A 24,387-nucleotide genomic window follows, 5' to 3' on the forward strand; every position below is an offset into this window, starting at 1 on the left:
CCAATGACGACTTGCAGGGACACGGTAGCCGATTGGAGGTTAATTTACCGTGTCCCGTTTGCTTTTTCAAAGCTCACATGATCTACATCAGTTAAAAAAAGCATTGCTCCTCCTCCGGGCAAGTATAATATTGTATCGGCATTATCGTTCTATGTAATTCGGTATAATAGTGGTTGTTTTTGGCGCGCCAGTTTTCCATCGCGGAAATCTGGCGTTTTCTGTTGCCATTTTTTCGGAGACGATCCGGTTGTTTGCCGGTGCCGTTCCCCGCCTCCATTCGATTCACCCGTTAATCACCCGTGAATCGAAATGGAGGTACATAATGAAGAAAATTAACCTTCGGGAACTTTATCCTGATGTTTATACAACAGACTTTTTTGTAGATGTGACAGAGGAAGTAATAGAGACTATTCGGGCAGCTGAACGTGCGGAGGCTGCGTATGAGCGAAAGATGTATCGTTATAAATCACAGTATTCTCTGGATTGCGAGAATGGCATTGAAAATGCGGTGCTGTTGAAGCCGCAAACACCGGAGATGGTTCTGGAGGAAAAACAGTTCCAGGAGCAGGTCTATGCCGCTGTGATGAAACTGCCAGAGAAACAGGCAAAGCGGATTTATGCCCGATACTACCTGGGAATGACGGTAAATGAAATTGCCGAAGTAGAAGGTGTAGACCCAAGCCGTGTTCGCGACAGTATCCGCCGTGGATTAAAGCGGCTTGGAAAATATTTTTGATAAAATTTCATTTGATGCGCCTGTTTTTTGCCTTTTTTGTCAGTGTTAATAAGAAGGACAAGTTTTCCTCCTTCATTCGTACATTGACAATCGAATAGACAGCACAACAGGTACATAACCCATGTACGAGCGAATATGAAGCGCCGCGAAGATGGAGCAGTCAGGGAGGTGATGAAAAGACTGCTTCGGAGCGATCTACGATTTCATAAAACGGATTGTGGCAGATTCGGCGCGATGACTGCATGGGGGCTTAAAGATACTTCCTCACGGCCCGCCAAAGACTTGGGGGGAACCCTGCGGCGCACGAGTAAAACGACGCCGCGGAGTTATGACAACCGCGCCAGCGGAGACCTGTTATGTTCCCATCGTCAGGGTTGCGTGGCAAATGTGACGAGAATTGAGTCATATTGAAATAGGAAGCGACTGCTCTTTTGGGTGGCCGCTTTCTATTCAAAATCAGATACCATGCGCTGGCAGTTTCGGCTGCCAGCGTATTCATGTGATTTTGAAAGCACGATGATAACCTTGACAGATTGGAGGGAATATAGTCTATGGAAAAGCTCATTACACGAAAAGAAGCTGCTGAAATCTTAGGAATCAGCATAGCAACGCTGGATGCCGCCCGTAACAACGGCTTGATCTCTTATGTGCAGTATGTTCAGAATGGCTGTGTGTATTTTACTGCGGCAGGTCTCCAGGAGTATATCGCAAAATGCACGCACAGAGCAAAACCAGTTGAGAGAAGCGCAACTTACCGTAAACCTCGAAGCGGAAGATCGTGAGCCGGTCCGTATCCTTGATGGAATCAGAGAGGTCTGATAAAACAAAGGTACAGCGCTGGAGATTATTCTTAGGAGGTGGAGGAATTGGCAAATAGAAAAATAATACTTCCTCAATATGGCACAGTCATGAAAAGAGGTGTCCTATATTATAGGACCAGAATCAAAGACGCGAATGGTAAGCTCGTAGCTATCTACGCAAAAACACCTGAAGAACTATATAACAAAGAAACGCTTGCGTTGGAACAGATTGAGAATGCTACTTTTCATCGGAAAACGCCCACAGTTGCAGAGTATTGTGAAAAGTGGCTGCTGATGCAGTCGGTTCATGTACGAGCCACTACCTTGACGGATTACACCTCAAAGGTCAGGCGGCATATTATAGCGGAATTGGGAGATAAACGGATGGGAGAGGTTAGTCTGGATGATATTCAACTTGCCCTTGTTCCGGTTTCCAAGAAATCTGCATCGGTTTATAAATCTGTGGTGATCCTTTACAAGTCTATCTTTCGCGCAGCGATGGAAAGCAGGATCATTGACCATAACCCAACGATTTATCTGACAACAAAAGGTGGCGGTGTTCCTCAAGAGGAGCGTCAGGCTTTGACAGATGAACAGGTGGAGCGACTTTTGGATGCTATCCGAGATTTGCCGCCTTATGTCTTTGTCATGATCGGTTTGTATGCGGGTCTGCGCCGGGAAGAAATTCTTGCTCTGCAATGGGATTCAGTATATCTGGATACGGATACTCCATATCTGACGGTAAGGCGGGCATGGCATACAGAACACAACAGGCCGGTGATTTCGGATGAATTGAAAACCAAGGCTGCGGAGAGAAATATCCCCCTTCCTGTTTGCTTGGCTGAGTGTTTGAAAGCAGCAAAGGAAACTTCGACTTCGGAGTACGTGGTTTCAAACCGGGATGGCGAACCGCTGTCCTACACGCAGTTTAAGCGACTTTGGCAGTATATTGTTACGAGGACGGTCAAGGAGCGGAGCTATTATCGGTATGAAGATGGAAAAAGAGTAAAGCATACTGTCACACCTGTCTTGGGAGAAAAGGCTGCTCATAACGGAAAAGTGGTTTACAGTCTGGACTTTGAAGTAACACCCCATCAGCTGCGGCATACTTACATTACCAATCTCATTCATGCATCGGTAGATCCCAAAACGGTTCAATACCTGGCAGGCCATGAAAGCAGCAAGATTACCATGGACATTTATGCAAAGGTTAAGTACAACAGACCAAATGAGTTGGTCAGATCAATGAACTGTGCGTTTGCAAGCTGGGATGCAGCACAGTAATAACAAATAGGAAATGAAGCAGGAGCGAGGCAAGGATGTCTCGCTCTTTGTTTTACCTCAGCCGTATCTTTGATTAAATCGAGGCTTTCTGATAAAAAGAGAGTGTAGATACGGAGACTACACATTATCAAGAAAGGACGATCAAAGATGGCAAAAAAGAAAACACAGATCCCGAAGTACGGGACCATTACATTGAAAGGAATCCAGTATTACAGAACCAGGATTACGGATGCAGATGGCAAAGAGTTGAGTTTGTATGCCGCAACTTGTGAAGAATTGTATGAGAAGCAGTTAGAGGCCCGGAAGCAGGTGGAAGAAATTATCTTTCACCGGCAGCACCCGACAGTAGCCGAGTATGGAGAGAAGTGGCTGCTGATGCAGTCGGCAAAGGTGTCTGCGTCTACACTCAGAGGTTATACGAGGGATATGACAAACTATATCATAAAACCTCTGGGAGAGATGTATATGGAAGAAGTGACCGCTGACGATATTCGGCTGGCGCTTGTTCCATTGTCAAAGAAATCGGAAGGCTTATACAATAAGGTCAATATGCTACTCAAGTGCATTTTTTATGCGGCAGAGAGAAACCAAATTCTTGAACACAATCCCTGTGTGGGAATATCGGGCAAGGGCGGAAAACCATCAAAAAAGAGAGAGGCATTGACAGATCAGCAGGTAGCCGTGCTTCTGGATACAGTCAAGGGGCTTCCTCCATATTTGTTTATTATGCTCGGTTTATATTCCGGTCTGCGTCGGGAAGAAATTCTTGCACTGCAATGGGATTGTGTATTTCTGGACGAGGATACACCTTATCTATCGGTGAGGCGGGCATGGCGTACAGAGCATAACAGACCCGTGATTTCTACGGTGCTAAAGACTCCGGCGGCAAAAAGGGATATTCCGATACCGAAGTGTTTGGTGGATTGTCTGAGAGAAACGAAAGAAAATTCCATATCAGATTATGTGATTGCTGACAGTAAAGGGGAGCCGCTGGCTGCTTCGCAGTTTCAAAGAGTGTGGCAGTATGTCGTTGTCCGATCCACTAAGCCCCGGAACTATTATAAGTATGTGAATGGGCAGAGCATCAAATACGCGGTTACCCCAACGCTGGGCATGACCCAGAAAAATCAACCCAAAATCAGATATACGCTGGACTTTGATGTAACCCCGCATCAGCTACGGCACACTTACATTACCAATCTTCTCTATGCTGGTGTTGATCCAAAGACCGTCCAATACCTTGCCGGACACGAAAACAGCAAAACAACTATGGACATCTATGCAAAAGTGAAGTACAATAAACCAGAGGAGCTGTTTGGGGTAGTAAATGGTGCGTTTCATCAGGCTATTGCTGAATGAAAAAAGGCCGTTTTTTATGGTCCGCACACCGGATAACTGAGAGGCAGAAAGCCGGAAAAGCCCGGAGTATCAAGGAAAAACAGCTCAAAAACTCGCGCAATACGGTCTCAAAGCAGCTCGTCGCGCTCCGCAGTTCTCAAAGAGATAATCTTTCAAGAACGAAGATATCAAGAAAAGCCCATTTTTCAAGGGTTACAGAAGTTGAGGAATGCCGTCAGATGTGCTGGAATTTACATCGAATGCAACACATATGCAGCAGGTATGCAACAAAGATATTGATATGTATAGGACATTTTTCAGTAGAGATACTGGGGAGTGTCCTTTTCTTTGTTTAAATCTTATTAATCGCATCTACAAGCTCCTTTATATCAAAGTGGGTATACACTTTCTCTGTGAGTGTCATTGCACCTGAGTGCCCCGCAATCTTTTTGATAATCGTCTGGTTAATACCAGCTTCTGCTAACATTGAGATGCATGTATGTCTGCAGCAGTGAGGTGTACGATTAATACCTAGCTGTTCCATCAATGGCTTGAAATAGCTATCGTAGTAGTTTCGGTATTCAAAATGTTTTCCAACTTCTGTATGAAGTAAATATTCACATTCAGGGCAGGATTCATACCAAGCTTTGTAATATGGCAGAACTTTGTCTGCTATTGGAACTTTTCTGATACCATTTTCTGTTTTACTACAGATAACATCAAAATACTGTTCATTCAGATGAACATTCTCTTTCTTCAAATCAAGCATTTCAGAGATACGGACTCCGCTATATAGGAGCATCAATACTATCTGATAATATTTGTCTTCCTTTTGTTCCCAGATAATCTCAATTTCATTTTTCTCAAACTTGTTTCTATCGTATTTGTTAGGGTTACGATCCTTGTATTGAACAATATCAACGAAGCTTGAAGAATCTTTGTTGCAAATATCATTTTTCAAAGCATAATCAAATAGCTGGTTAAACAGGACTTTGATTTTCTTGAGAGTAGGAAAATTCTTACCGCAGGTATCAATAACAGTCTGTAAATCAACTAATTTAATATCCTTGAAAATTTTGTTGTAAAGGGGTTCACAGGATTTATAGGATGCTGTGTATCCTTTTACATTAGATTCAGATATAGCAGGAAACTTACGCTTTGACCATTCTTCATAGACATCTGAAAATGTCATCTTAGCAGCCTTGGTATCAAATGGATTATTATTGTAATCAGCAAGCATTTGCAAGCCATCAGCTCTGGTAGCTGCATATCCAATTGTAATCATATCCTGAACCTGTTTGTCTTTCGCCTCATCGTAGTGCCAGCCTACAGTTTTTCTCACTTGATAAGGTTTTCTTCTTTTGCCGGAAAGTTTTACAACGCTTCCGTATCCGTTGGGTAACTTCATAAGCACCATCCTTTCGCTATTTACTAGAAAGCTGATAGCAAACGGATAAAATGATTGTTATTCGTGGGTTACCTTTGTCACACTTGGGCGGATAGTCTTCCATATTTCGTAATTATCCTGTGTCTGGCTGCCATTATCAAGTAATTCTTTCATAGCCTGCCAGTCTTTAAGAAACTGAACAAGATTCTTATTGGAAAAGAATATACCGGGCTCTCCGTCTAAATCCTTGATAGAAATGTCAAATGTTTCATCAATAGCAAATAGTAATGGTAGTACATCACCATCAGCCTCGATATCAAATTCCATCAATGAATTAACATTGACACCAAGTGCATCTGCAATTTTTCTAAGCTGTTCAGGCTTAGGAAGATTCTTTCCAAGCTCATACTTACGGATTGCAACTTCATGTATTCCACAAGCTTCGCCTAGTTCTTTCTGGGTTAAACCACGAAAGGTTCGTATTAATTTAATCTTTTTACCGGTATTCATTGCCTCAACCTCCTGTGATTGTAAATGTAACACACTAATATTTAATAGTCAACATTAAATTTTAAACCATTGACAGAGCAAATAAAGGTCTGCATAATACAAAACATAACAGAGCAAGAAATGCTCTATATAAAAATAGGAGGTGGTAGAGATGCCAGAAGTTATCTATCAGGGTGATTTACCAGCTTTTACAGGGAGAAATGTACCAATAAAAGAGATTGCAAGTGCAATAGGGAAGGACGCACAGTATGTAAGGCTGGGAATACAACAAGGATTACTCAAATTTGGAACGGCAATAAAGGTAGGGAGCTCAAATGAGTTCAGCTATTATTGTCCGGATAAAAAAGTTTGGGAAGAAACAGGATATTTTAACAAAGAAGCAGTATAGCAAGGAGGATGAATATGGTTAAAAAACAGAATGTTGAACTGAAACTTATTCATATGGAGGATGTGGTTTCAAAGGAGGTGGAATGGCTATGGTATCCATATATACCATACGGAAAGATAACAATTATTGAAGGAGATCCGGGAGAAGGAAAGACAACTTTGGTTCTCAAGTTAGCGGCAGCTCTTAGCAGGGGCTTGCCGCTCCCCTGTGATGATGATAAAGAATATGAACCTATTCATATCATTTATCAGACCGCAGAAGATGGAATTGAAGATACGATTAAGCCTAGATTAGAAAAGGCAGGAGCAGATTGTTCCATGATTCGGGTTATTGATGAGACAGATAAGGAATTATCAATGACAGATGATAGGCTGGAGCAGGCAATAATCGAGACTGGGGCAAGGTTAATCATTCTTGATCCGATTCAGGCATATATCGGAGCTACAGTTGATATGCACAGAGCAAATGAAATAAGACCGGTGCTAAAGCATCTTGGAATAATAGCAGAAAAGCATAATTGTGCAATTATTCTTATTGGTCATATGAATAAGGCATCTGGCAGCAAATCAACATACAGAGGACTTGGTTCTATTGATATACAGGCAACTGCCAGAAGTGTTCTGCTGGTGGCAAGGCTCCGTGATAAACCTAATATAAGAATAATGGCACATGATAAATCTTCATTAGCTCCGGCAGGGGATGCGATAGGATTTGAAATGACTGAGGATAATGGAATGGTATGCATAGGACCATATGACATTACCATAGATGAGCTGTTATCCGGCAATGAAGGAAGAGGAAAAAAGAAGCTCGACATTGCGGAGAATTTTATCAAAGAATACTTTGGTTCAAACAAGGTAATTCCATCTAATGAAATAATGATGGAAGCTGCAAAGAGGAGCATTAAGAGAAATACTCTTTTATCGGCAAAGAAAAAGCTGGGTATAACATCAGATAAAGAAAAGGCAGAAGATGGAACAATTTACTGGACTTGGGTAATGCCGGAATAAAGAGTTTAACAATCTGAATGTTTGGAAAAGCAGATTCTAAATTCTAGGAAGAGTTTAGAGTCTGCAACTATAAAAAGTACAGATTATTAAATTCTTGGTAATAGTAAAGATAATATATAAAACCCTCGGAGAACCCACTGCAATTTTGGCTTGCCAAAACTGCTAGGGGGTTATCATCTGTGGCAGAGCCAAGATGATAACTGCACTGCTCCGATAGATTTAACAGATAAAAAGGTAGTACAGATAAGGAGATGCGAATGGGAAATATTTCATATACAGCTCATGTGAGCAATAAGAAAAGTGCCATTACATCGAAATCTAAGCTTGCAGCTGTTGCAAAGCATAACCTGAGAAAATACAAATCATCAGATTATAGCAAAGACAACATCTGCATCATATATGGTACATCAAATCTGATTGATGATGTGAAAACAGTATATCATAAAGAATTCGATGAGGCATTAGAAGAATATAATAAAAAGCAGACACGACAAGACCGGAAAATCGAAGATTATTTTGAACATGTGGCAGGTAAGGAACAGGATATGGCAGTTGAAATAATAATTCAAATAGGCGACAGGGAGTTCTGGAAGCAATTTGATGATATAAAGTCATATATGAAATTGTCATATCAGATAATACTGGACGAGCTTAGAAAGAGGCTTCCACAGTTTGTAGTTGCAAATGCTGTGGTTCATCTTGATGAGGACAGTCCGCATATGCACATTGTCGGAGTTCCTGTGGCAGATGGATATAAGAAAGGTCTTAGCAAGCAGGTGTCAAAACGTAAGGTATTTACTAAAGATGTGTTATCACGAGTGCTGCAGGATGAGCTTCGAGAGGTGGCGAATAAAGAAGTGAATGACTGGTTTGGGAAACAGATAAAAGAAAAGTCGAAAGGTCGAAATCATGATTTATCTGTTGCAGAGTATAAGGTAGCTCAGGAGACAAAGCATTTGACACAATTACAAGAGCAGGTGGAAGAATCGGATAGGGCAGTTAAGGCAAATAAAGCTATTGAAAAAGAATATACGGATAAAAAAGAGAAACTGGAGTCTGATATTTCATGCCTGGAAAGTATGCGGCGGATTAGTAAGTCGCTATCAGAAATGGATAGTAGAGAATCAAAACAGATATCAATGGAACTCGATGAAAAAAGATCTGAACTTCAATCGGTAAATGAAGAGCTGGCAAATGCTATTGAAAAAGCAGAAGATGCAGCGAAATTGCTTGATAGAATCAAGAATTTTGTATCGTCATTCAGATTATTTGCACCTACGATAGAAGAATATGCTAATCAGGTAGAAGCGGATAAGACAATAGAGGCAGGAAATTCATTCCGTGGAATATTGAATGAGCTGGGCAAGCTGCTTGGGGCATTCAAGGAACTGATTAAAGAAGGCTTATGCTGGTTTCCAAGACTGATGATATGGAAAACTTCTAGAGGAGAAGTGGCACCGGTATTCATAGAGAAAAGCGATGGCTATTCATATTCATTGTATGGATATATGAATGTGGGCACTAAGGAATATTACTCAAAAGAGGGTGTTCAATGGGAGATTACGGCAGGTAATCGTACTGGTACAGTTGAACAGATGGATGTTATGTTGAGGCAATGGCAAGAGATTTGCAGGAGATATTGAGGATAGGAGCGGAGCAGAAGAGATTGTGGGAGGTGTATGAGGGGAGATAAAAATTATCAAAGGCTATTGTGACTGAAAAAGTTTTAATAGCCTTTGTGATACTTCTAAAGTGCAATAAAGGTGTTTTCTTTATAAGTGGAAAAAACGGAAGATATATGTTAAAATTTATCTTGGATTTTTATATGAAAAAACAGATATAGGAACTTGTGTTCGACAAAATAAAATGATATACTATGAACAGAAAATATGTTCGAGGAGATAAGGCATGAATAGTGAAAAAAATAATATAGATATGAGTAATGTGATCAACAAATTGTTTGAAGGCGATTGCTTAGAGTATATGAAAAAAATACCAGCTGGAAGTGTGGATATGATTTTGTGTGATTTACCATATGGTATGACACAAAATAAATGGGATAGTTATATTCCTTTAGATGAGTTATGGAAACAATATAATCGAATAATAAAACCCAATGGGGCAATTGTTTTAACATCTAATGGAGTTTTTACTGCAAAGTTGATTTTGAGCCAACCTAATATTTATAAGTATAAGTGGGTATGGGAAAAATCAAAGCCAACTAATTTTTTGAATGCTAAAAAGCAACCATTAAGAAAACATGAAGATGTTTGCGTTTTTTATAAAAAACAGCCAACATATCATCCTCAAATGACAAAGGGAGAACCATATGATAAAGGAATAAGAAAAAATCAGCTTAGTGGTAATTATGGAGACTTTGAACCAGTGCATGTAGCAAGTGATGGAGACCGTTATCCTACAGATGTTATTTATATTAAAACAGCAGAATCAGAAGGTGCAGTTCTTCATCCAACACAGAAGCCTATAGAACTGGGCAGATATATGGTAAGGACATATACAAATCCAGGGGATATAGTACTTGATAATACTTTTGGTAGCGGATCATTTTTAGTGGCAGCATTGATGGAAGGGCGAAATTTTATTGGAATTGAAAAGAATGAAGATGTTGCATTGTTTAAAAAAGAAGAAATAGATTATATTGATGTAGCAAAAAGAAGATTATTCTTAGCATGGGAAGGATTAGAAAAAAAAACTCGTAAATATATAAAAGAGGAAAATCTTATAGCAGAATTTAAAGAAAGATGAAGGTGAAATGTATGGGGACAATTATCAGAAGAAATGAAAGAAGTTGGGCAATCGTAATTATTTCAGAGATAAAAGTAATGCTGAATGGCTTGGGGTTAAAGATTAAGAGTGCAGGTGGAGAAAGTACGCTTTCTGTAAATAAGAAAAGTATGTTTCCAGACGTTTTGTTGTACGAAGATGAGGCACAAACTAAAATACTGCAAGGCTGGGAACTTAAAATGCCGGATGTATTGATTACAGATGAAGCATTGATTGCAGATGCGACAAGAAAGGCAAAAGCATTAGGCTTGAACAGTTTTGTAATATGGAATTTTACCTATGGAAAATTATATATACAGAACAAACAAGGCTTTTTCGAGGAAGCCAAAGTATGGGATGGAACAAGTCATATTAAATCAAGAGAAGATGTTACTACATACAAAGCAGAGTGGTTACCTATTATAAAAGAAATTGTAATGACAGTAAATGAGTATCTTGTTAATGGAAGAATTGTAACATCGTCTATTGTAAATACAATATCGGATGGATTAATGACAGAATTGATTCAGCGGAATAAAGAGTTAGTAGCTGAAAATATTATGATTGAGTCTAGCAAGAATATGCAGATGGAACGCAGACTAAAGGTTTGGTGGAATGCATTTCATGAAGAATACGATAAAGATGAGAATAATATGTATTCGGCATATGCTAAGTCAGTGTTGTTAAATTGGACAAATCGAGTTATGTTTGCTAATGCAATTAAAAAGTATCATAATTGTGCATATGCCATAAAAGATATTGATTATACAACATCTCCTAATGATGGAAATAATATTATTGAACATATAGTCGAACAAGGAGATTTTTATAATGTATTTAAGCCGTTGGAATTTAATGAGGTAATACCAGAAGATACATGGATTGATATTGTTGATTATAATCAATTTTTAATTGAGAATAACATTGAAAAAATAGAGCAAGGAGTATTGCAAGATATACTCGAAAAGACCGTAAATACTGCAAAGAGAGAGATTCGTGGACAATATGCGACACCATATCGTTTGGCAGATATTTTGTGTCAGATTACTGTGCAAGATTGGAACAAGGATTGTGCTGATTTGTGTGCTGGTACAGGTACGATTGCAAAAGCAATTATTAATAATAAAGCCCAAAGAATACATAGGGCAGATAAAGCGTTTATGACAACTTGGATGTCAGATAAGTATGCATATCCATTACAGATTGCTAATATTGCGGTTACAGATATTCATGCATTAAATATACCGATTAATATGTTTACAACGGATATATTTGAGGTAGAGACAGGAGATAAGATTAAAATAAAAAATCCAATAGATGGTAGTGATATAGAAGAAATCATTCCCCAATTTGGAACTATTGTATCAAATTTGCCTTTTGTAGAATACAATAAAGTCGCTGACGATGAGCAGGAATATATTGCTCAATGGAGAGAAAAGATAACAAATAGTACTGGTATTAAATTTACAAGAAAAACGGATTTATATAATTATATACCATTTAAATTATATGAGTTATTGGTAAGCGATGAATAACATACCGTTCCAAATTTAATTGAAGATTTGGGATAATACAGTCAATAAACAGTAAACGACTACTTTATCTATTTTCAGATCTGGATGCGGACGTATCACTCTTCTTTTCTTAAGCAAAGGTAGCCGTTTACGGTGTTTAACTACTTTAGCTAACAGGAGGAGCAGCTTATGCGTAATAAGAGAAGAACAGACGAAGAATGGCTGTCATTAATTCAGCAATGTCGCAGCAGTGGATTTTCTGACCGTGTCTGGTGTGAGCAGAATGATATCTCTATCAATACGTTTTATAATACTGTCACAAGGCTGAGAAAGAAATCATGTATGATTCCGGAGACAGACAGGCTAATCGTGGATGCCACACATGAAATCGTACCACTTTCCATTACAGAAGAATCGCATATACCGATATCGAATCCAGTCAGACTGCTGTCAACAGATGCAACATCAGAGGGCGAAGCACTGACAGTTATCATAAACGGCTGTAAAGTTGCAATCAATAATCATGCAGGCAGGGATGTGATCTATCATACGATATCTGCCCTGCGGAAACTTTGATCGGTGATCTGTCCAGAGTACAGAAAATCTATCTGGTTACAGGAAGGACTGATATGAGAAAATCCTTTGACGGACTCATGGCAGTCATCCGTGACAATTTCCAGATGGATCCGTTCTCCAATGCGGTCTTTCTGTTCTGTGGACGCAAAAAGAATACGATGAAAGCCCTCTATTTTGACCGGGATGGATTTGTACTCCTGCAGAAGCGCCTGGACAATGGAAAATTCCAATGGCCACGCAATGCTTCAGAAGTCAGACCTCTGACAAGGCAGGAATTCCGCTGGCTGATGGAAGGACTTTCCATTGACCAGCCGAAAGCGATACAGCCTGCGAAAGACAGGGATTACTGATTTGTGCAATATGTAGATTTTGAAAAATTTTTCTACAGCCGGAGCAGGCTGTTGACGGAAGATATCCACAGATGTGAAATCATGGGGTGCGTTGTCCGGGGATAGTTGAGCATGACATCATCATGATGTGCATAACTTTACGGAAAATCCCGGAAACTGGCTGATTTTGAGAAAAAAAGGAGCTATCTGGCTTTCGGCATAATGCCAGTCTGATTTTGGACGGCATTTGCAACCATGCCTTCCTTTTCGTACAATAAAGGTAACGAAAAAAGAGGGAGGGATTCACCGTGGATTCAAAGGGACAGGACATACTTTTTAACAGTGAGATGAATCAGAAGGACCTTATGATCCAGATGCTTTCTGAACGGTTAGATGAAAAAGACGAAACCATCACAGAACTGAAGGAAACCATCAATGACCTGAAAGATACAATTGCCGGTCTCAGGGAAACACTGGATGAATTCCAGCGGAAACTCTTTGGTACAGGCAGTGAGAAGACAAAACAGGATAAGAAAACGGAAGAAACTGTGACAACAATCGTCAAAAGCCACAAACGGACAACACGCAAAGCGAAAGCGACACGTGAAGACCAATATGGAAATCTTCCGATCCATAAGGAAGTCATCCCCCTGCTGGAAGAAGATAAGTATTGTCCTTATTGTAATTCCAAGATGGAGTATGTGACGGAAATGTTTGTCCGTGAAGAACTACGGATCACCCCGGCAAAGGTGGAACGAATCCACTATTATCAGGAGAAATGGCAGTGCCCGGAATGCAGAAAAGATGGTGACGGGACATTTGCTGAATCCAAGATACCTACAGCATTGATTCCACACAGCCCGGCTTCCCCATCCATGGTCGCATATGTTGCAATGGAAAAGATCGGCATGGCAATGCCTTACTATCGTCAGGAATTTCTGATGAACCAGCTGGGATTTACCCTGCCACGGGAAACCATGGCGAACTGGATCATTTATACGGCAGAAAACTATTTCTATCTGATCTATGATCGGCTGCATGAAGAACTTTTAAAGCGGGACCTGGTACATGCAGATGAGACAACATGTCAGGTGCTGCGGGAAAAGGGACGTACGGCGGAACAGACCTCTTATATGTGGTTATATACAACCGGAAATGATGGTCTTACACCAATTGTCCTTTATGATTACCAGCCAAGCCGGAAAGGATCCTGTGTGCAGGAATTTCTGGAAGGATTCCATGGAATGGTACAGTGTGACGGATATCAGGGTTACAACAGGCTTGAAGATGTCATACTGGTCTGCTGCCTTGCACATGCAAGACGTAAGTTCTTTGAAGCAGTCCCGGCAGCCAGACGTAAAAAGTTGAAACTTCTGGATGTTAACTCTGATGAAGCGATCGAGGATACCGGTATTCCGGATGAAGAGAAGCTGGAACAGCTGCTCCCGGCAGAAATTGGACTGCTGTATTGCAATAAGCTCTTCTACCTGGAGCGCACATTAAAAGAACTGGAGGCAGAAGAACGAAAACAACAAAGAACCATTCTGGAACAGCCTGTATGGGAACAGTTCTGGAACTGGCTTGGCACACTGCATCCAACTGGCGGAAGCAAGCTTGGGAAAGCGGTGAACTATGCCCAAAATCATCATGATACCTTGATGAACTATATGATAGATGGCCGGTGTGAAATTTCAAACAACCGTGCGGAACGGAAAGCCAAAAGTTATGCCGTTGGGCGGAAAGCCTTCCTGTTCCATACATCAGAAGCTGGAGCTGGGGCAAGTGCGGTAATGTACAGCATTGTGGAAACAGCAAAAGCAAACAATCTGAATATTTTCCAATATCTCTATATGGTACTGCTGTATATGCCGGATTATATGAACTCGTCCGCAGGTATAGAACAGCTGATGCCATGGAGTGAATTTATCAAAGAGCAGTGTTCGGGGATCATTGATGTGGAATCCAATGTCCCGGAAAACAGAATTCCCCTGCCATGTAGATAGCAGGGAAAACCTAAAGTAAATGGTAGTCGTTTACTGTTTTGGGTAGGCGGTGTGTTATTCATCGCTTACAGTTATTGGAAAAGAACGGAAAACTTGGGATTATTATTTCAAACTCTTGGTTAGGAACAGATATAGGAAAAAATTTTTTCGAAGCATTGCAGTATTATTACATTATCGAATCGGTTCTTATAAGCAATTGCAAGAGATGGTTTAATAATGCGGATGTTATTGGAACTATACTTATTTTAAGAAAAAAAGAAATTAGTATTCCAGATAAAACAAAGCGGATTAGTTTTTGGTTAACTAATAAGGATATAAATACAATCGAGGAGGAGGATAAAGAAACATTAATTAATAGTATTGTTCTTCATCAAGTTATTGATGAATCAGTTGCAACTATGAAAGAATATTCACTTAGTGATATTGATAATATTATGCAGTATGGAATTTCATTGAATGCTTTATTCCATAATATTTCGTGGATTAAAGAAATACAGGAATATATTGAACCAATTACCAAAGAATTAAGTATGATTAGAGGAGAGCGTACAGGGCAAAATAAAGTCTTTTATATAAATGGTGAAACATCAATAGCAGATAAATTTTTATATCCAATGTTGAAGTCATCGAGAAATATAAAAAAATATTCGGCTTCTCCAAATATGAAGGCATTTTGCTGTAATAAGACAATTGAACAGTTAAAAGAAGATGGAGAAGAAGGAACACTGAAATGGATTCGCAAATTCTCAAATGATAAGTATGAACCATTAGCCAAAAGTATTAACTATTCACCATGGTATCAAATGCCATCAATTAATAGAGCAGATTTAGTTACTTCGGAAAATCCTGATAAAAGACTTTTTATCGCAGAATTAAATGAAAGTGTGATAGTTGATCAAAGGCTAATTGCGATGAAATATAAAGATTCTGTAGCTAATAAAGAACTGGTTTTCGCTTTGCTTAATTCTATATATGGTATGTTTGCAATAGAAGCAAATGGATTTGGTAGAGGGCAAGGTGTTTTAGATATAAGTAAAACAGGGTTTCAAAAAATATGTATGATTAATCCAGAGTTGATTTCAAAGGAAGATGCAGCAGAGATAATAGCATTGTTTTCAAAAATTAAGAATCGTAATGTCATGGAAATTGAAGATGAATTAATGAATGCAGATAGACAAGCATTTGACAAAAAGGTGCTTCAGTCAATAGGACATGAAGAACTGTATGATTGTATTAAGGAATCATTACTTTCAATGCAACATACAAGACATTGTGTGAAATGATTGTATATATGAATATTAATAATATGGAGAATTGTAAAAATTGTATTTTATTGATTTATTCTATGGAAGCTAGTGAATATGACAAATGAAAGAAGGAATGTAATGGAAAATTCAATTTGTAAAATAGTATATTTTGATGAAGATTCAGTAACCGATTATGTACAGATTATTGCTGGAGGTGCATTAGAGAAGACAACACAGTTATTAAAAGAAACAGATAAAAATATAAATACGGATGCTTCGGTTTCTGGTAAAGCGGGAATAAGTGGTGTTTTTAAGGCTTTATTGGGATTAGAAGCTCAAGCATCTGCAGATGCATCAATGGGAATTTCTTTAAATACAAATAAAATGGCAAAAAATATTGTTAAAAACACTATTTTAACTGATTTCTTGGGAATTTTGAATGATGAAAAACAAAATAGAAAAGGCAAAATATCACAAGGAAGTATAAAGAAATTTGAAGGATACACTATATCAGTAGAAAAGGATTCGTTATCATATATTGTTATGGTGTCGCCATACTTATCAATGTTAAAAGGTGGAGCAAGCGTTCCGGCAGGTGAATTTGATATAGCAATAGAGAAGTTGGATAATGCGTTAAAGTCAGCAAAAGGATATTATGAATTTGTAGGAACTAAAGGGAAAAGTAAAGTTGTGCTACGATTTAATATCAATTCTCTAAAAAATAACTATAAAATTAATGATTTGTTAAAAATGAACCTAAGTATATATGCAATAAAAGTTGGGACAACAACATTATCACAATTAGATGTAAATAAAGAGTTAGATATTGATTTTTATAGTAGACCTAAGGATAATCCAGATTATACTTCTTCTGAAAAGAAAACATCTGATGATGATACAGATAAAAATAGAAAACTTGATGTTTATGATGTTTTATTAGCGGGAGTTGAGACGAATGATTGATGAAGTAATTGTTTTTACAGGCTCTAAAAGAGATTTTAATAGTTTGTTACAGGAAAGAATAGACACAGAAAATGACGAAGTTGTTTCTTTTATGGAATTAATACAACATTATAATGCTAGAATTCATCCAACAGAATCTGGAGTGAAGGAAATATTTCTGAAAAAAAAGATAGGCGCAAATTGTTTGATATGTAAGGCGGACGATTTTGGTTCGGTATTAGAACATACTTTATTGAATTTTACTAATATAATAAGTTTGAATTATGATGTTGAAAAATTGTTTGTACATAATCCTCCCAAAAAGGTTCTGGAAAATCTACAATCAGAATTTGGAGATGAAATCGAATATTGTAAATCAGAATACGCTAAATTAGATATTCCACGTATTAAGAGAATCTATAATGATTTGAATAAGAATATATTGGGGCAGGAAAAATGCAAGATTGAAATAATTAGTGGTTTATATAGATTGACAAAAGAAAAAAGTCAAAAGCCAGCCGTTTTTATGTTATATGGACCATCTGGAGTTGGCAAAACAGAAACGGCAAAATGTATTAGTGAATCTTTGGGTGGAGCGTTATTAAGAATTCAATTTTCTATGATGCAGACTGGTGAAGCATATAATTATGTATTTGGATCGGAACATTCAAAAGCAAGTTTCGCACGTGATATGATGGGGAGGGAGTCAAATTTAATTTTAATAGATGAGTTTGATAAGGTTAATCCCAATTTCTATAATGCATTTTATGAATTATTTGATGAAGGGAAGTATGTAGATACTAATTATGAAGTGGATCTGAAAAATTCTATTTTTATATGTACCTGTAACTTTATGAGTGAAAATGAAATAAAAAAGATTTTGGGACCTGCTATGTATTCAAGAATAGGAAAGTGTATTGAATATGATGAATTACAGAAAGAGCAGAAGATAAAAATTATTAATAATTGGTATGATGAAATACTGGAAATTTTAGATGATAATGAAAGGCAAGTTATAAAGGAAACAGATATATTAAAATGGTTTCAAGATAATGAAGAACGATATGATAATATACGTTTGTTGAAAAGCAAAATGGAACAGGCAATATATGAAAAATTAGCAACTGTTTTTGTTATAAAAAAGAGCGGAGGAGAAGATGATATTTAAAAAAAATCAAAGTAAAAGGTTTCATATTACTTCAATTATTATAGGCGTATTACTTGTAACAGTGGGTACAATTATATATTCATTATTATATAAAAATAAAGTAGAAGGGTTTTCTTACGAAAATATTACGTATATGACTGCCTGTATTGAAGTTATAATGCTTGGAATAGTATTAGTACTAATTAATTTTGAGAATAATCTACACGGAAAATTAGTGCTGGTTATAACAGGTTTTCTAATAGCGGGTTTTATATTTAATAAATCATTTAGATTTGGAATAATCTTGTTTGTGGGAACAATGTTTGCATATTTTATAACTATGAGATTTAAAAATATTTTTTCGACAGTAGTTACTATGTCAGTCTGTGCTACCATTTTTTTGGTGCTAGCGATCTTTGCTTTGAAGTTGGTAGATGAAAACTATGGCATTTTAGTATTGTATTGTATGTTTTCTTTATTTATAGTAGTCTATCGAATATTAGGAAAAATAATTAATCAATGGTTTATTAATAAAATGTTGGGGTTTGAAGAAGAGAGCAAAACCTATGATGATGAACAACTTAAAAATCAAATCTTATTGATATATATGCTGATATTTGTTTGTCTAAATGTGTGGCTATATCAAGAGAAAATTGATAGTGAAACTTGGAACTTGATAAACAATAGTTTCTTGACAGGGTTAGCAATTATCCAGATGGATTGGAAAAAAATAGTATTTTATTTTAGTAAAACTTCAAATGTAACTGAGAAAGAAAGTTAATTCTATGTAATCAGAGGGTCACAGTCCCTCTACTGAGGGACTAATCGCCTATCGAATAGGGTAATACCAGCATTATGATAACAAGAAAAGAATATAGGTGCAATATATTTATGAAATATTTAGAAACACCAATCCTCATCCATAGCATCAGCCCATGCCTGTAACTCACCATCAAGAGCTAGTGCAGCATATTTGAGTGGTTCATCAATTGCAAGATTATCAATTAGCCTTTGAGAATTAGGCGTAGTATGGAGATCCTTTTCTGATTCAGAACATGAGATAAACAGAAGTACATTGTCATCAAATGCAATGTCGATTCCGTTCTTGTATTGGTTGTAGTAAGCAAAGTATTTTTTCATAATGATTGTCCTTTCTTCAATAGAGTAATGAGTAGTTCTGGGAATGAGTAGGTAGTGCTACGCATACAACAGATATGCAACACTACCATACACAAATCCCCTATTGATGGGCTTTTCACGCTCTCAAAACGTTAGTTTTAGTTCTCAAAGAGATAGGATTTCAACAATCCAGTGCGTCTTACGACGTTTCAGAAAAGTATATTACACCTCAGGACTTTTTGTCCTGGGGTGTTTTTTTGTAAGAACTGTGGTAGAATAAATAAAGAAGATTTTACATATAAAATATTATTGTCATCAGATTATCAGGAGGTAAATAAAAGCCGGAAATTTCTTTATTTTATGGAATTCGAGTTACAATGTATTATGATGATCATAATCCGCCGCATTTTCATGCAGAGTATAATGGAAATAAGGCAATTATTGAAATTGATACAGCTAGATGCATCAAGGGAGCTTTGCCATCAAGACAGTTAAAGTTGATTTTAGCGTGGTGTGTGTTACATCAAGATGAGTTGATGCAAAATTGGGAATTATCAAAAGATGGAAAGCCGTTAAATAGAATTAATCCACTTGTATAGGAGGTGTTTGTCTATGTTTCCGAAGGTAGTTCAGGTAGTACCTATGAAAGACTACACAGTATATGTGTATTTTGAAGATGGAAAAATCGTATGTTATGATATGAAAAATATGTTGGATAAAGAAATTTTTAAACCATTGAAGGATATTTCGGTATTTACTGATACATGTACAGTTATGAATGATACATTAGCATGGGATATAAGTGGAAACAGAGATGCTTGTAAGTGTATTGATATTGATCCGGATACATTATATGAACTTCCCTATTGTAAAGAGAAAATAGCTTAGTGATAAATCTGCATGTTATTGAAATGTTTTATTGCGTAGTATATTTAAGAAGAGTAACAATTGTAAGATTAATAGAGTAATGAGTAGTTCTGGGAATTTGTGGGCTTTTCACGCTCTCAAAGCGTTAGTTTTAGTTCTCAAAGAGATAGGATTTACAACTCAAATGTCTTTACGGCATTTCAGAAAAGTGTATTACACCTCGGGATATTGGTTCCGAGGTGTTTTTTGTGAACTGTGATATTATAATAACATAATAATAAATGAGGTTGTTTGAATGGGGGAATGCTCATGTGACAACTATAAATACAAAAAGTGGCAGAATTATAAAAGCTGTATCCAGGGAAGAAGAGAAAAGTACATTGATGGAATCAGATACTGAAATGAATGAAAGAGCGGTCTTATGTTGAGCATGCAAATGGGGGAAAGAAAGTATGCAGAATAGAAAACCGATGATTAATGTACGTGTAGAGTAACACCATAAGCGGCATCGTGACAATCGCGCACAGCGTGGTCACAACATTGATGGCGCTTGCGTATTTTGCGTCATTTCCATATACCTGGCATATTTGTGTGACCGTGGATGCGGAAGGCGTAATCATTGCCAGAAACACAATGAGCATAATTTTTGGCGCATCGGAAGAAAGTGCCGCAATCCGGCTTAGCTTAATCAGGGCAAGCGCGATGAGCGGAATAACAATCATTCTTAAAGATGAAATAATATATACGCGTTTATTTCCGAAAATTTTTTTGAGATCCATTCCGGCGAAAAGCATTCCGGTCACGATCATACTGGCTGGACCAATCATATTTCCAACGATTGAGAGGGTGTTGTTTAATATTTCAGGCAGATGAATTTGGGCAAAAAATAAAACCGCTCCAAGTGCAATTGAGATCATATTAATATTTAAGATAATTTTTCTCCAGTCGTAGGAAGTCTCCCGGCTTTCACAATGATAAAACCCATTAATATCATGAGAAAAAGCTCCAAAATCTGTTCCATTAAAAGTAAACTTATATGCATAAAATCACCGTACCCTTCTACTATAAATCCCATTGTCTGCTGACTATCATAGAGCTTTCGATGAAAAAATGCAATGTTTCGTTTTGCCGGTTACGACAATCCGGCACAGAGAACGATGATTGATAAAATAATGCTTGACATCCTTAAATGGATTGTGTACAATCTAAACATAAAAAGATTGCGCACAATTAAAAATGAAACAATTTAAACACATTCATTTTTAATGACAAAGAGAAAGGAGGGTAAGAGATGGGCATTTATGATTATTCTGTGGAGCGGCCGGACGGGACAATGCAGCCGTTGTCCACTTATGAGGGAAAGTGGCGAAAGCGGCGGCGATGGGAATAATGCTCCGCAAAATAGATAAGAATTATAAGGAGAATCCCGACATCAAATGGAATTTTACGAAGTTCCTTGTGGACAGGCAGGGCACGGTAGTGGTAAGATTTGAACCAACAGGAGATATGAACGAACTGGAACGACAGATTCTTGCATTATTATAGATGCAGAGCGATATGGGGAATGGAGAACGGTATGGAACGAGTAGATATTGCCATTATTGGAACGGGACCGGCAGGTGTGTCGGCAGCGATTACCGCGAAAGTGAGAAATAAAAGTGTACTGTTAATCGGCAGCAGAGAACTCAGCGAGAAGATGAGCAAGGCGCATCAGATTTTAAACTATCCAGGGCTGCCGGAAGTTTCAGGAGCAGATCTGGTTGCCGGGTACAAGAAGCAGTTAGCAGGTCTTGGCATCGAGGTGACGGAGAAGCGCGTGAACGCGGTCTATGCGATGGGAGATTATTTTGGGATCCAGGCGTCCGGCGAGATTCTTGAGGCGTCCACCGTCATTCTGGCAGCAGGAATCGTCATGGGAAAACCGTTCCCGGGAGAAAACAAGCTGCTTGGAAGCGGCGTCAGCTACTGCGCGACCTGTGATGCGCAGTTCTTCCGCGGAAAGGAAGTTGCGGTGATCGGATACGGCAGGGAGGCAGAGCAGGAAGCAGACTATCTGGCGGAGATTGTCGGAAAGGTGCATTATTTCCCGATGGGAAAAGAGGAGCCGCAGCTGTCGGATGCCGTAGAGGTTGTGCATGAGCGGCCGAAAGCGATCACAGGCACGCAGACGGTAAGTGCGCTTGAGACGGACGCGGGTTCCCATCCGGTGGACGGCGTATTTATCTTAAGAGACGCGATCGCACCGTCACAGCTCGTGCCGGGACTTGCGACGGAGGAGAATCACGTAAAGGTTAATCTCCAGATGGAGACAAACCTTCCGGGACTCTTTGCATGCGGAGACATTACCGGAAAGCCGTATCAGTATATCAAGGCGGCAGGACAGGGAAATGTGGCGGCGCTGTCCGCGGCAGAGTACCTGGATAAGAAAAAAAGAGAGATCTAAGGAGGATTATCATGGTTAAGAAGATTCAGAACAACAATATGGACGAAGCGTTACAGGCAAAGGCAGCAGTGGTGGACTTTTCGGCAGTATGGTGCGGACCGTGCCAGATGCTTGCCCCGGTACTGGAGGAACTGGCGGATGATCTGGACGGTGAGGTGGCATTTTACAATGCAGATACCGATGAGAATACGCAGCTTGCGATCGCAAACGGCATCACAAACATTCCGGCGCTTTTATTCTTAAAGGACGGCAAGGTGGCAGGCAAGAATGTCGGATTCATGCCGAAGCCGGAACTGGAAGCATGGGTAAAAGGATGTATGGAGCAGTAACAGCACACAGAAGATACGGAGTGAACACATATGGGATTTGACGAGGAACATCCGTTAGCGACGATCGTGGAAAGCATGTTAGAGCGCACGCATCTGGATTATAAGGAGACACCGGACATCAAATGGAACTTTACCAAGTTTTTGATTGACAGAGACGGAAACGTGGTGGAGCGTTTTGAGCCGACGGCGGATATGGATGTTGTCCGCGAAAAGATTGAAAACTATTTATAAGCGACAGGTGCCGGAATGAAAGATAAGTATGATGCTTTAAAATTAGAAAATCAACTCTGTTTTCCGCTGTACGCATGCTCCAAGGAGATCGTGCGGCGCTACAAGCCATATCTGGATGAGATTGATCTGACCTACACGCAGTATATTGCGATGATGGTGCTGTGGGAGCATGGCAGGATCAATGTGAAGGATATGGGGGCGCTTTTGTACCTGGATTCGGGGACGCTGACACCGGTGTTAAAGAAGCTGGAGCAGAAGGGCTACCTCACCAGAGAGCGTGATCACGCAGATGAGCGTGTGTTAAATGTGACGATCACGGAGGCGGGAGAGCAGCTAAAGGAGCAGGCGGTCGACATTCCGCGGAAGATGGGCGGCTGTATCGGACTGTCCGGGGAGGATGCGAGGGAGCTGTACCGCATCCTGCACAAGGTGCTTGCGTTGATGGAGCAGGAATGAAAAGGCCACGGTATGAAAACAGTAGACAATATACAAAAAACTGATATAATGAATTCATACTTATTTAAAGGAGAGTTTGTTATGATTGAGAGAAGAAATATTGCGGTGTGTATTGTACTGACACTTGTAACCTGCGGAATTTATGGCATCTACTGGATCGTGTGTCTGACCAATGACGTAAATACGGTTTCTGGTGATGTGAATGGAACATCCGGCGGTATGGTGGTGCTGCTGACGATTGTGACCTGTGGAATTTACGGCATTTACTGGGCATATAAGCAGGGAGAGAAGCTTGACTTTACAAAGAATAACCGTGGAATCCCGTCAAGCAACAGCGGTGTTTTGTATCTGATTCTCCAGATTTTTGGATTTGGAATTATTGCATATGCATTGATGCAGAACGAGCTGAATAAGCTGGCATAACAGATCGGAAATGTAGGATGACGAAAAAAGCACGTTTGAAAAAATTGCTATTATATATGATGTTACTTGGAATGGCGGGACTGCTGTACGGAATATTCGTGTCGTACACAGGGCTCGCCATTCCCTGTCTGTTCCGGAAAGTGACGGGACTGTTGTGTCCGGGCTGCGGTGTGACGGGAATGTGTGTGGCTCTCCTGCATCTTGACTGGAGGGGAGCGTTTTCCTGCCATCCGGTGCTGTTTGTGCTGCTGCTTCCGCTTACGGCAGTATTCATCTGCGGTGCGGCAGGATATGTGCAGAATGGACGATTCCGGTTCGCCCGCTGGCAGAATCTCATTCTTTACGTCAGCGTCGCCGCGCTTGTAATCTTCGGTGTGGTGCGCAATCTGGTGCGTTTTTTGTGAAAAACAGGCGAAAAATAGATTCAGAATAATTTAACGTGGTCAACACATGATCTTCACATTGGCTTTCTATACTAACCCTATCAAAAGAAAACAGACATTGACAGAGTCAGAGAGGAATGA

Annotated in this window: 29 protein-coding genes; 25 read left to right on the plus strand and 4 right to left on the minus strand. The window is 39.1% G+C overall.

The genetic code is table 11. The features are described 5' to 3' along the window. The first annotated feature begins 322 nt into the window (after positions 1-322). From RHOM_RS01940 to RHOM_RS01955, 4 genes are all read left to right on the plus strand, one after another. The gene (locus RHOM_RS01940; RefSeq protein WP_014078571.1) at positions 323-736 is read left to right on the plus strand and encodes a sigma-70 family RNA polymerase sigma factor; all 414 of its coding nucleotides are present in this window, start codon (positions 323-325) and stop codon (positions 734-736) included. Positions 737-1,287: 551 nt separating this feature from the next. Continuing rightward, positions 1,288-1,518, plus strand: a complete 231-nt coding sequence (locus tag RHOM_RS01945; protein ID WP_009321998.1) for a helix-turn-helix domain-containing protein — start codon at positions 1,288-1,290, stop codon at positions 1,516-1,518. 84 nt (positions 1,519-1,602) lie between these two features. After that, positions 1,603-2,820 carry a tyrosine-type recombinase/integrase gene (locus RHOM_RS01950; RefSeq protein ID WP_014078572.1) on the plus strand — a complete coding sequence of 406 codons (1,218 nt, stop codon included), beginning with the start codon at positions 1,603-1,605 and terminating at the stop codon, positions 2,818-2,820. Positions 2,821-2,967: 147 nt separating this feature from the next. Continuing rightward, positions 2,968-4,179: a tyrosine-type recombinase/integrase gene (locus tag RHOM_RS01955; protein WP_007045816.1), complete on the plus strand. Its 1,212-nt coding sequence runs from the start codon at positions 2,968-2,970 to the stop codon at positions 4,177-4,179. Between the two features lie 331 nt (positions 4,180-4,510). Here RHOM_RS01955 and RHOM_RS01965 read toward each other — a convergent pair whose 3' ends face one another. Both RHOM_RS01965 and RHOM_RS01970 read right to left on the minus strand, forming a co-directional pair. Further along, complete coding sequence (locus RHOM_RS01965; protein ID WP_014078574.1) at positions 4,511-5,566, minus strand: tyrosine-type recombinase/integrase; 1,056 nt, start codon at positions 5,564-5,566, stop codon at positions 4,511-4,513. A 57-nt stretch (positions 5,567-5,623) separates the two neighbouring features. Next, complete coding sequence (locus tag RHOM_RS01970; RefSeq protein WP_014078575.1) at positions 5,624-6,055, minus strand: helix-turn-helix domain-containing protein; 432 nt, start codon at positions 6,053-6,055, stop codon at positions 5,624-5,626. 151 nt (positions 6,056-6,206) lie between these two features. Between RHOM_RS01970 and RHOM_RS01975 the strand changes: the two genes are divergently transcribed. The 12 genes from RHOM_RS01975 to RHOM_RS02030 all read left to right on the plus strand — a co-directional run bounded on the left by RHOM_RS01975 (position 6,207) and on the right by RHOM_RS02030 (position 18,776). Then, positions 6,207-6,443, plus strand: a complete 237-nt coding sequence (locus RHOM_RS01975) for a hypothetical protein (RefSeq protein WP_014078576.1) — start codon at positions 6,207-6,209, stop codon at positions 6,441-6,443. Positions 6,444-6,457: 14 nt separating this feature from the next. Further along, positions 6,458-7,453: an AAA family ATPase gene (locus tag RHOM_RS01980; protein WP_014078577.1), complete on the plus strand. Its 996-nt coding sequence runs from the start codon at positions 6,458-6,460 to the stop codon at positions 7,451-7,453. A gap of 257 nt (positions 7,454-7,710) precedes the next feature. Then, positions 7,711-9,096, plus strand: coding sequence for a plasmid recombination protein (locus RHOM_RS01985; protein WP_014078578.1), 1,386 nt, complete (start codon positions 7,711-7,713; stop codon positions 9,094-9,096). A gap of 265 nt (positions 9,097-9,361) precedes the next feature. Beyond that, the gene (locus tag RHOM_RS01990) at positions 9,362-10,219 is read left to right on the plus strand and encodes a DNA-methyltransferase (protein WP_014078579.1); all 858 of its coding nucleotides are present in this window, start codon (positions 9,362-9,364) and stop codon (positions 10,217-10,219) included. Between the two features lie 11 nt (positions 10,220-10,230). Next, entirely contained in the window at positions 10,231-11,772 is a 1,542-nt protein-coding gene (locus RHOM_RS01995) for a hypothetical protein (protein ID WP_143761640.1), read from the plus strand. Between the two features lie 168 nt (positions 11,773-11,940). Next, positions 11,941-12,327, plus strand: a complete 387-nt coding sequence (gene tnpA, locus RHOM_RS02000) for an IS66 family insertion sequence element accessory protein TnpA (RefSeq protein ID WP_007888257.1) — start codon at positions 11,941-11,943, stop codon at positions 12,325-12,327. Continuing rightward, positions 12,324-12,677, plus strand: coding sequence for an IS66 family insertion sequence element accessory protein TnpB (gene tnpB / locus RHOM_RS02005; protein ID WP_007888256.1), 354 nt, complete (start codon positions 12,324-12,326; stop codon positions 12,675-12,677). The genes tnpA and tnpB overlap by 4 nt, the downstream gene beginning before the upstream one ends. Before the next feature lie 287 nt (positions 12,678-12,964). Next, the gene (gene tnpC, locus RHOM_RS02010) at positions 12,965-14,659 is read left to right on the plus strand and encodes an IS66 family transposase (RefSeq protein ID WP_014078582.1); all 1,695 of its coding nucleotides are present in this window, start codon (positions 12,965-12,967) and stop codon (positions 14,657-14,659) included. Between the two features lie 38 nt (positions 14,660-14,697). Further along, the gene (locus RHOM_RS02015; RefSeq protein ID WP_143761642.1) at positions 14,698-15,942 is read left to right on the plus strand and encodes a hypothetical protein; all 1,245 of its coding nucleotides are present in this window, start codon (positions 14,698-14,700) and stop codon (positions 15,940-15,942) included. Positions 15,943-16,020: 78 nt separating this feature from the next. Then, complete coding sequence (locus tag RHOM_RS02020) at positions 16,021-16,869, plus strand: DUF6414 family protein (protein WP_014078584.1); 849 nt, start codon at positions 16,021-16,023, stop codon at positions 16,867-16,869. Then, the gene (locus RHOM_RS02025) at positions 16,862-18,016 is read left to right on the plus strand and encodes an AAA family ATPase (RefSeq protein WP_014078585.1); all 1,155 of its coding nucleotides are present in this window, start codon (positions 16,862-16,864) and stop codon (positions 18,014-18,016) included. Before RHOM_RS02020 ends, RHOM_RS02025 begins: the two co-directional genes overlap by 8 nt. Then, entirely contained in the window at positions 18,006-18,776 is a 771-nt protein-coding gene (locus RHOM_RS02030; RefSeq protein ID WP_014078586.1) for a hypothetical protein, read from the plus strand. Before RHOM_RS02025 ends, RHOM_RS02030 begins: the two co-directional genes overlap by 11 nt. A 119-nt stretch (positions 18,777-18,895) precedes the next feature. Here RHOM_RS02030 and RHOM_RS02035 read toward each other — a convergent pair whose 3' ends face one another. Beyond that, on the minus strand, positions 18,896-19,135 hold the full coding sequence (locus RHOM_RS02035) for a DUF6061 family protein (protein WP_014078587.1): 240 nt from the start codon (positions 19,133-19,135) through the stop codon (positions 18,896-18,898). A 326-nt stretch (positions 19,136-19,461) separates the two neighbouring features. Between RHOM_RS02035 and RHOM_RS16825 the strand changes: the two genes are divergently transcribed. Together RHOM_RS16825 and RHOM_RS02040 are read left to right on the plus strand one after the other, a co-directional pair. Next, positions 19,462-19,713: a DUF4160 domain-containing protein gene (locus RHOM_RS16825; RefSeq protein WP_278244839.1), complete on the plus strand. Its 252-nt coding sequence runs from the start codon at positions 19,462-19,464 to the stop codon at positions 19,711-19,713. A 13-nt stretch (positions 19,714-19,726) separates the two neighbouring features. After that, the gene (locus tag RHOM_RS02040; RefSeq protein ID WP_014078588.1) at positions 19,727-20,002 is read left to right on the plus strand and encodes a DUF2442 domain-containing protein; all 276 of its coding nucleotides are present in this window, start codon (positions 19,727-19,729) and stop codon (positions 20,000-20,002) included. A 398-nt stretch (positions 20,003-20,400) separates the two neighbouring features. On the opposite strand, the gene RHOM_RS02045 is transcribed toward RHOM_RS02040, so the two are convergent. Then, positions 20,401-20,970, minus strand: a complete 570-nt coding sequence (locus RHOM_RS02045; RefSeq protein WP_330364890.1) for an AEC family transporter — start codon at positions 20,968-20,970, stop codon at positions 20,401-20,403. Between the two features lie 373 nt (positions 20,971-21,343). Here RHOM_RS02045 and RHOM_RS16830 point away from each other — a divergent pair, with 373 nt between their 5' ends. From RHOM_RS16830 to RHOM_RS02075, 7 genes are all read left to right on the plus strand, one after another. Then, positions 21,344-21,526: a glutathione peroxidase gene (locus tag RHOM_RS16830; protein ID WP_197736943.1), complete on the plus strand. Its 183-nt coding sequence runs from the start codon at positions 21,344-21,346 to the stop codon at positions 21,524-21,526. Between the two features lie 31 nt (positions 21,527-21,557). Next, a complete protein-coding gene (locus tag RHOM_RS02050; protein WP_014078594.1) occupies positions 21,558-22,424 on the plus strand; it encodes an NAD(P)/FAD-dependent oxidoreductase in 867 nt (288 codons plus the stop codon). Between the two features lie 11 nt (positions 22,425-22,435). Next, positions 22,436-22,753 carry a thioredoxin gene (trxA, locus tag RHOM_RS02055; protein WP_014078595.1) on the plus strand — a complete coding sequence of 106 codons (318 nt, stop codon included), beginning with the start codon at positions 22,436-22,438 and terminating at the stop codon, positions 22,751-22,753. 30 nt (positions 22,754-22,783) lie between these two features. Further along, positions 22,784-22,984, plus strand: coding sequence for a glutathione peroxidase (locus RHOM_RS18280; protein ID WP_014078596.1), 201 nt, complete (start codon positions 22,784-22,786; stop codon positions 22,982-22,984). 15 nt (positions 22,985-22,999) lie between these two features. After that, entirely contained in the window at positions 23,000-23,440 is a 441-nt protein-coding gene (locus tag RHOM_RS02065; protein ID WP_014078597.1) for a MarR family winged helix-turn-helix transcriptional regulator, read from the plus strand. Positions 23,441-23,521: 81 nt separating this feature from the next. Next, positions 23,522-23,863, plus strand: coding sequence for a DUF4234 domain-containing protein (locus RHOM_RS02070; protein ID WP_014078598.1), 342 nt, complete (start codon positions 23,522-23,524; stop codon positions 23,861-23,863). 17 nt (positions 23,864-23,880) lie between these two features. After that, complete coding sequence (locus tag RHOM_RS02075) at positions 23,881-24,267, plus strand: DUF2752 domain-containing protein (RefSeq protein ID WP_014078599.1); 387 nt, start codon at positions 23,881-23,883, stop codon at positions 24,265-24,267. Positions 24,268-24,387: the final 120 nt, after the last annotated feature.

The organism is Roseburia hominis A2-183 (genome assembly GCF_000225345.1).
In the GTDB taxonomy this organism is placed as follows: domain Bacteria; phylum Bacillota; class Clostridia; order Lachnospirales; family Lachnospiraceae; genus Roseburia; species Roseburia hominis.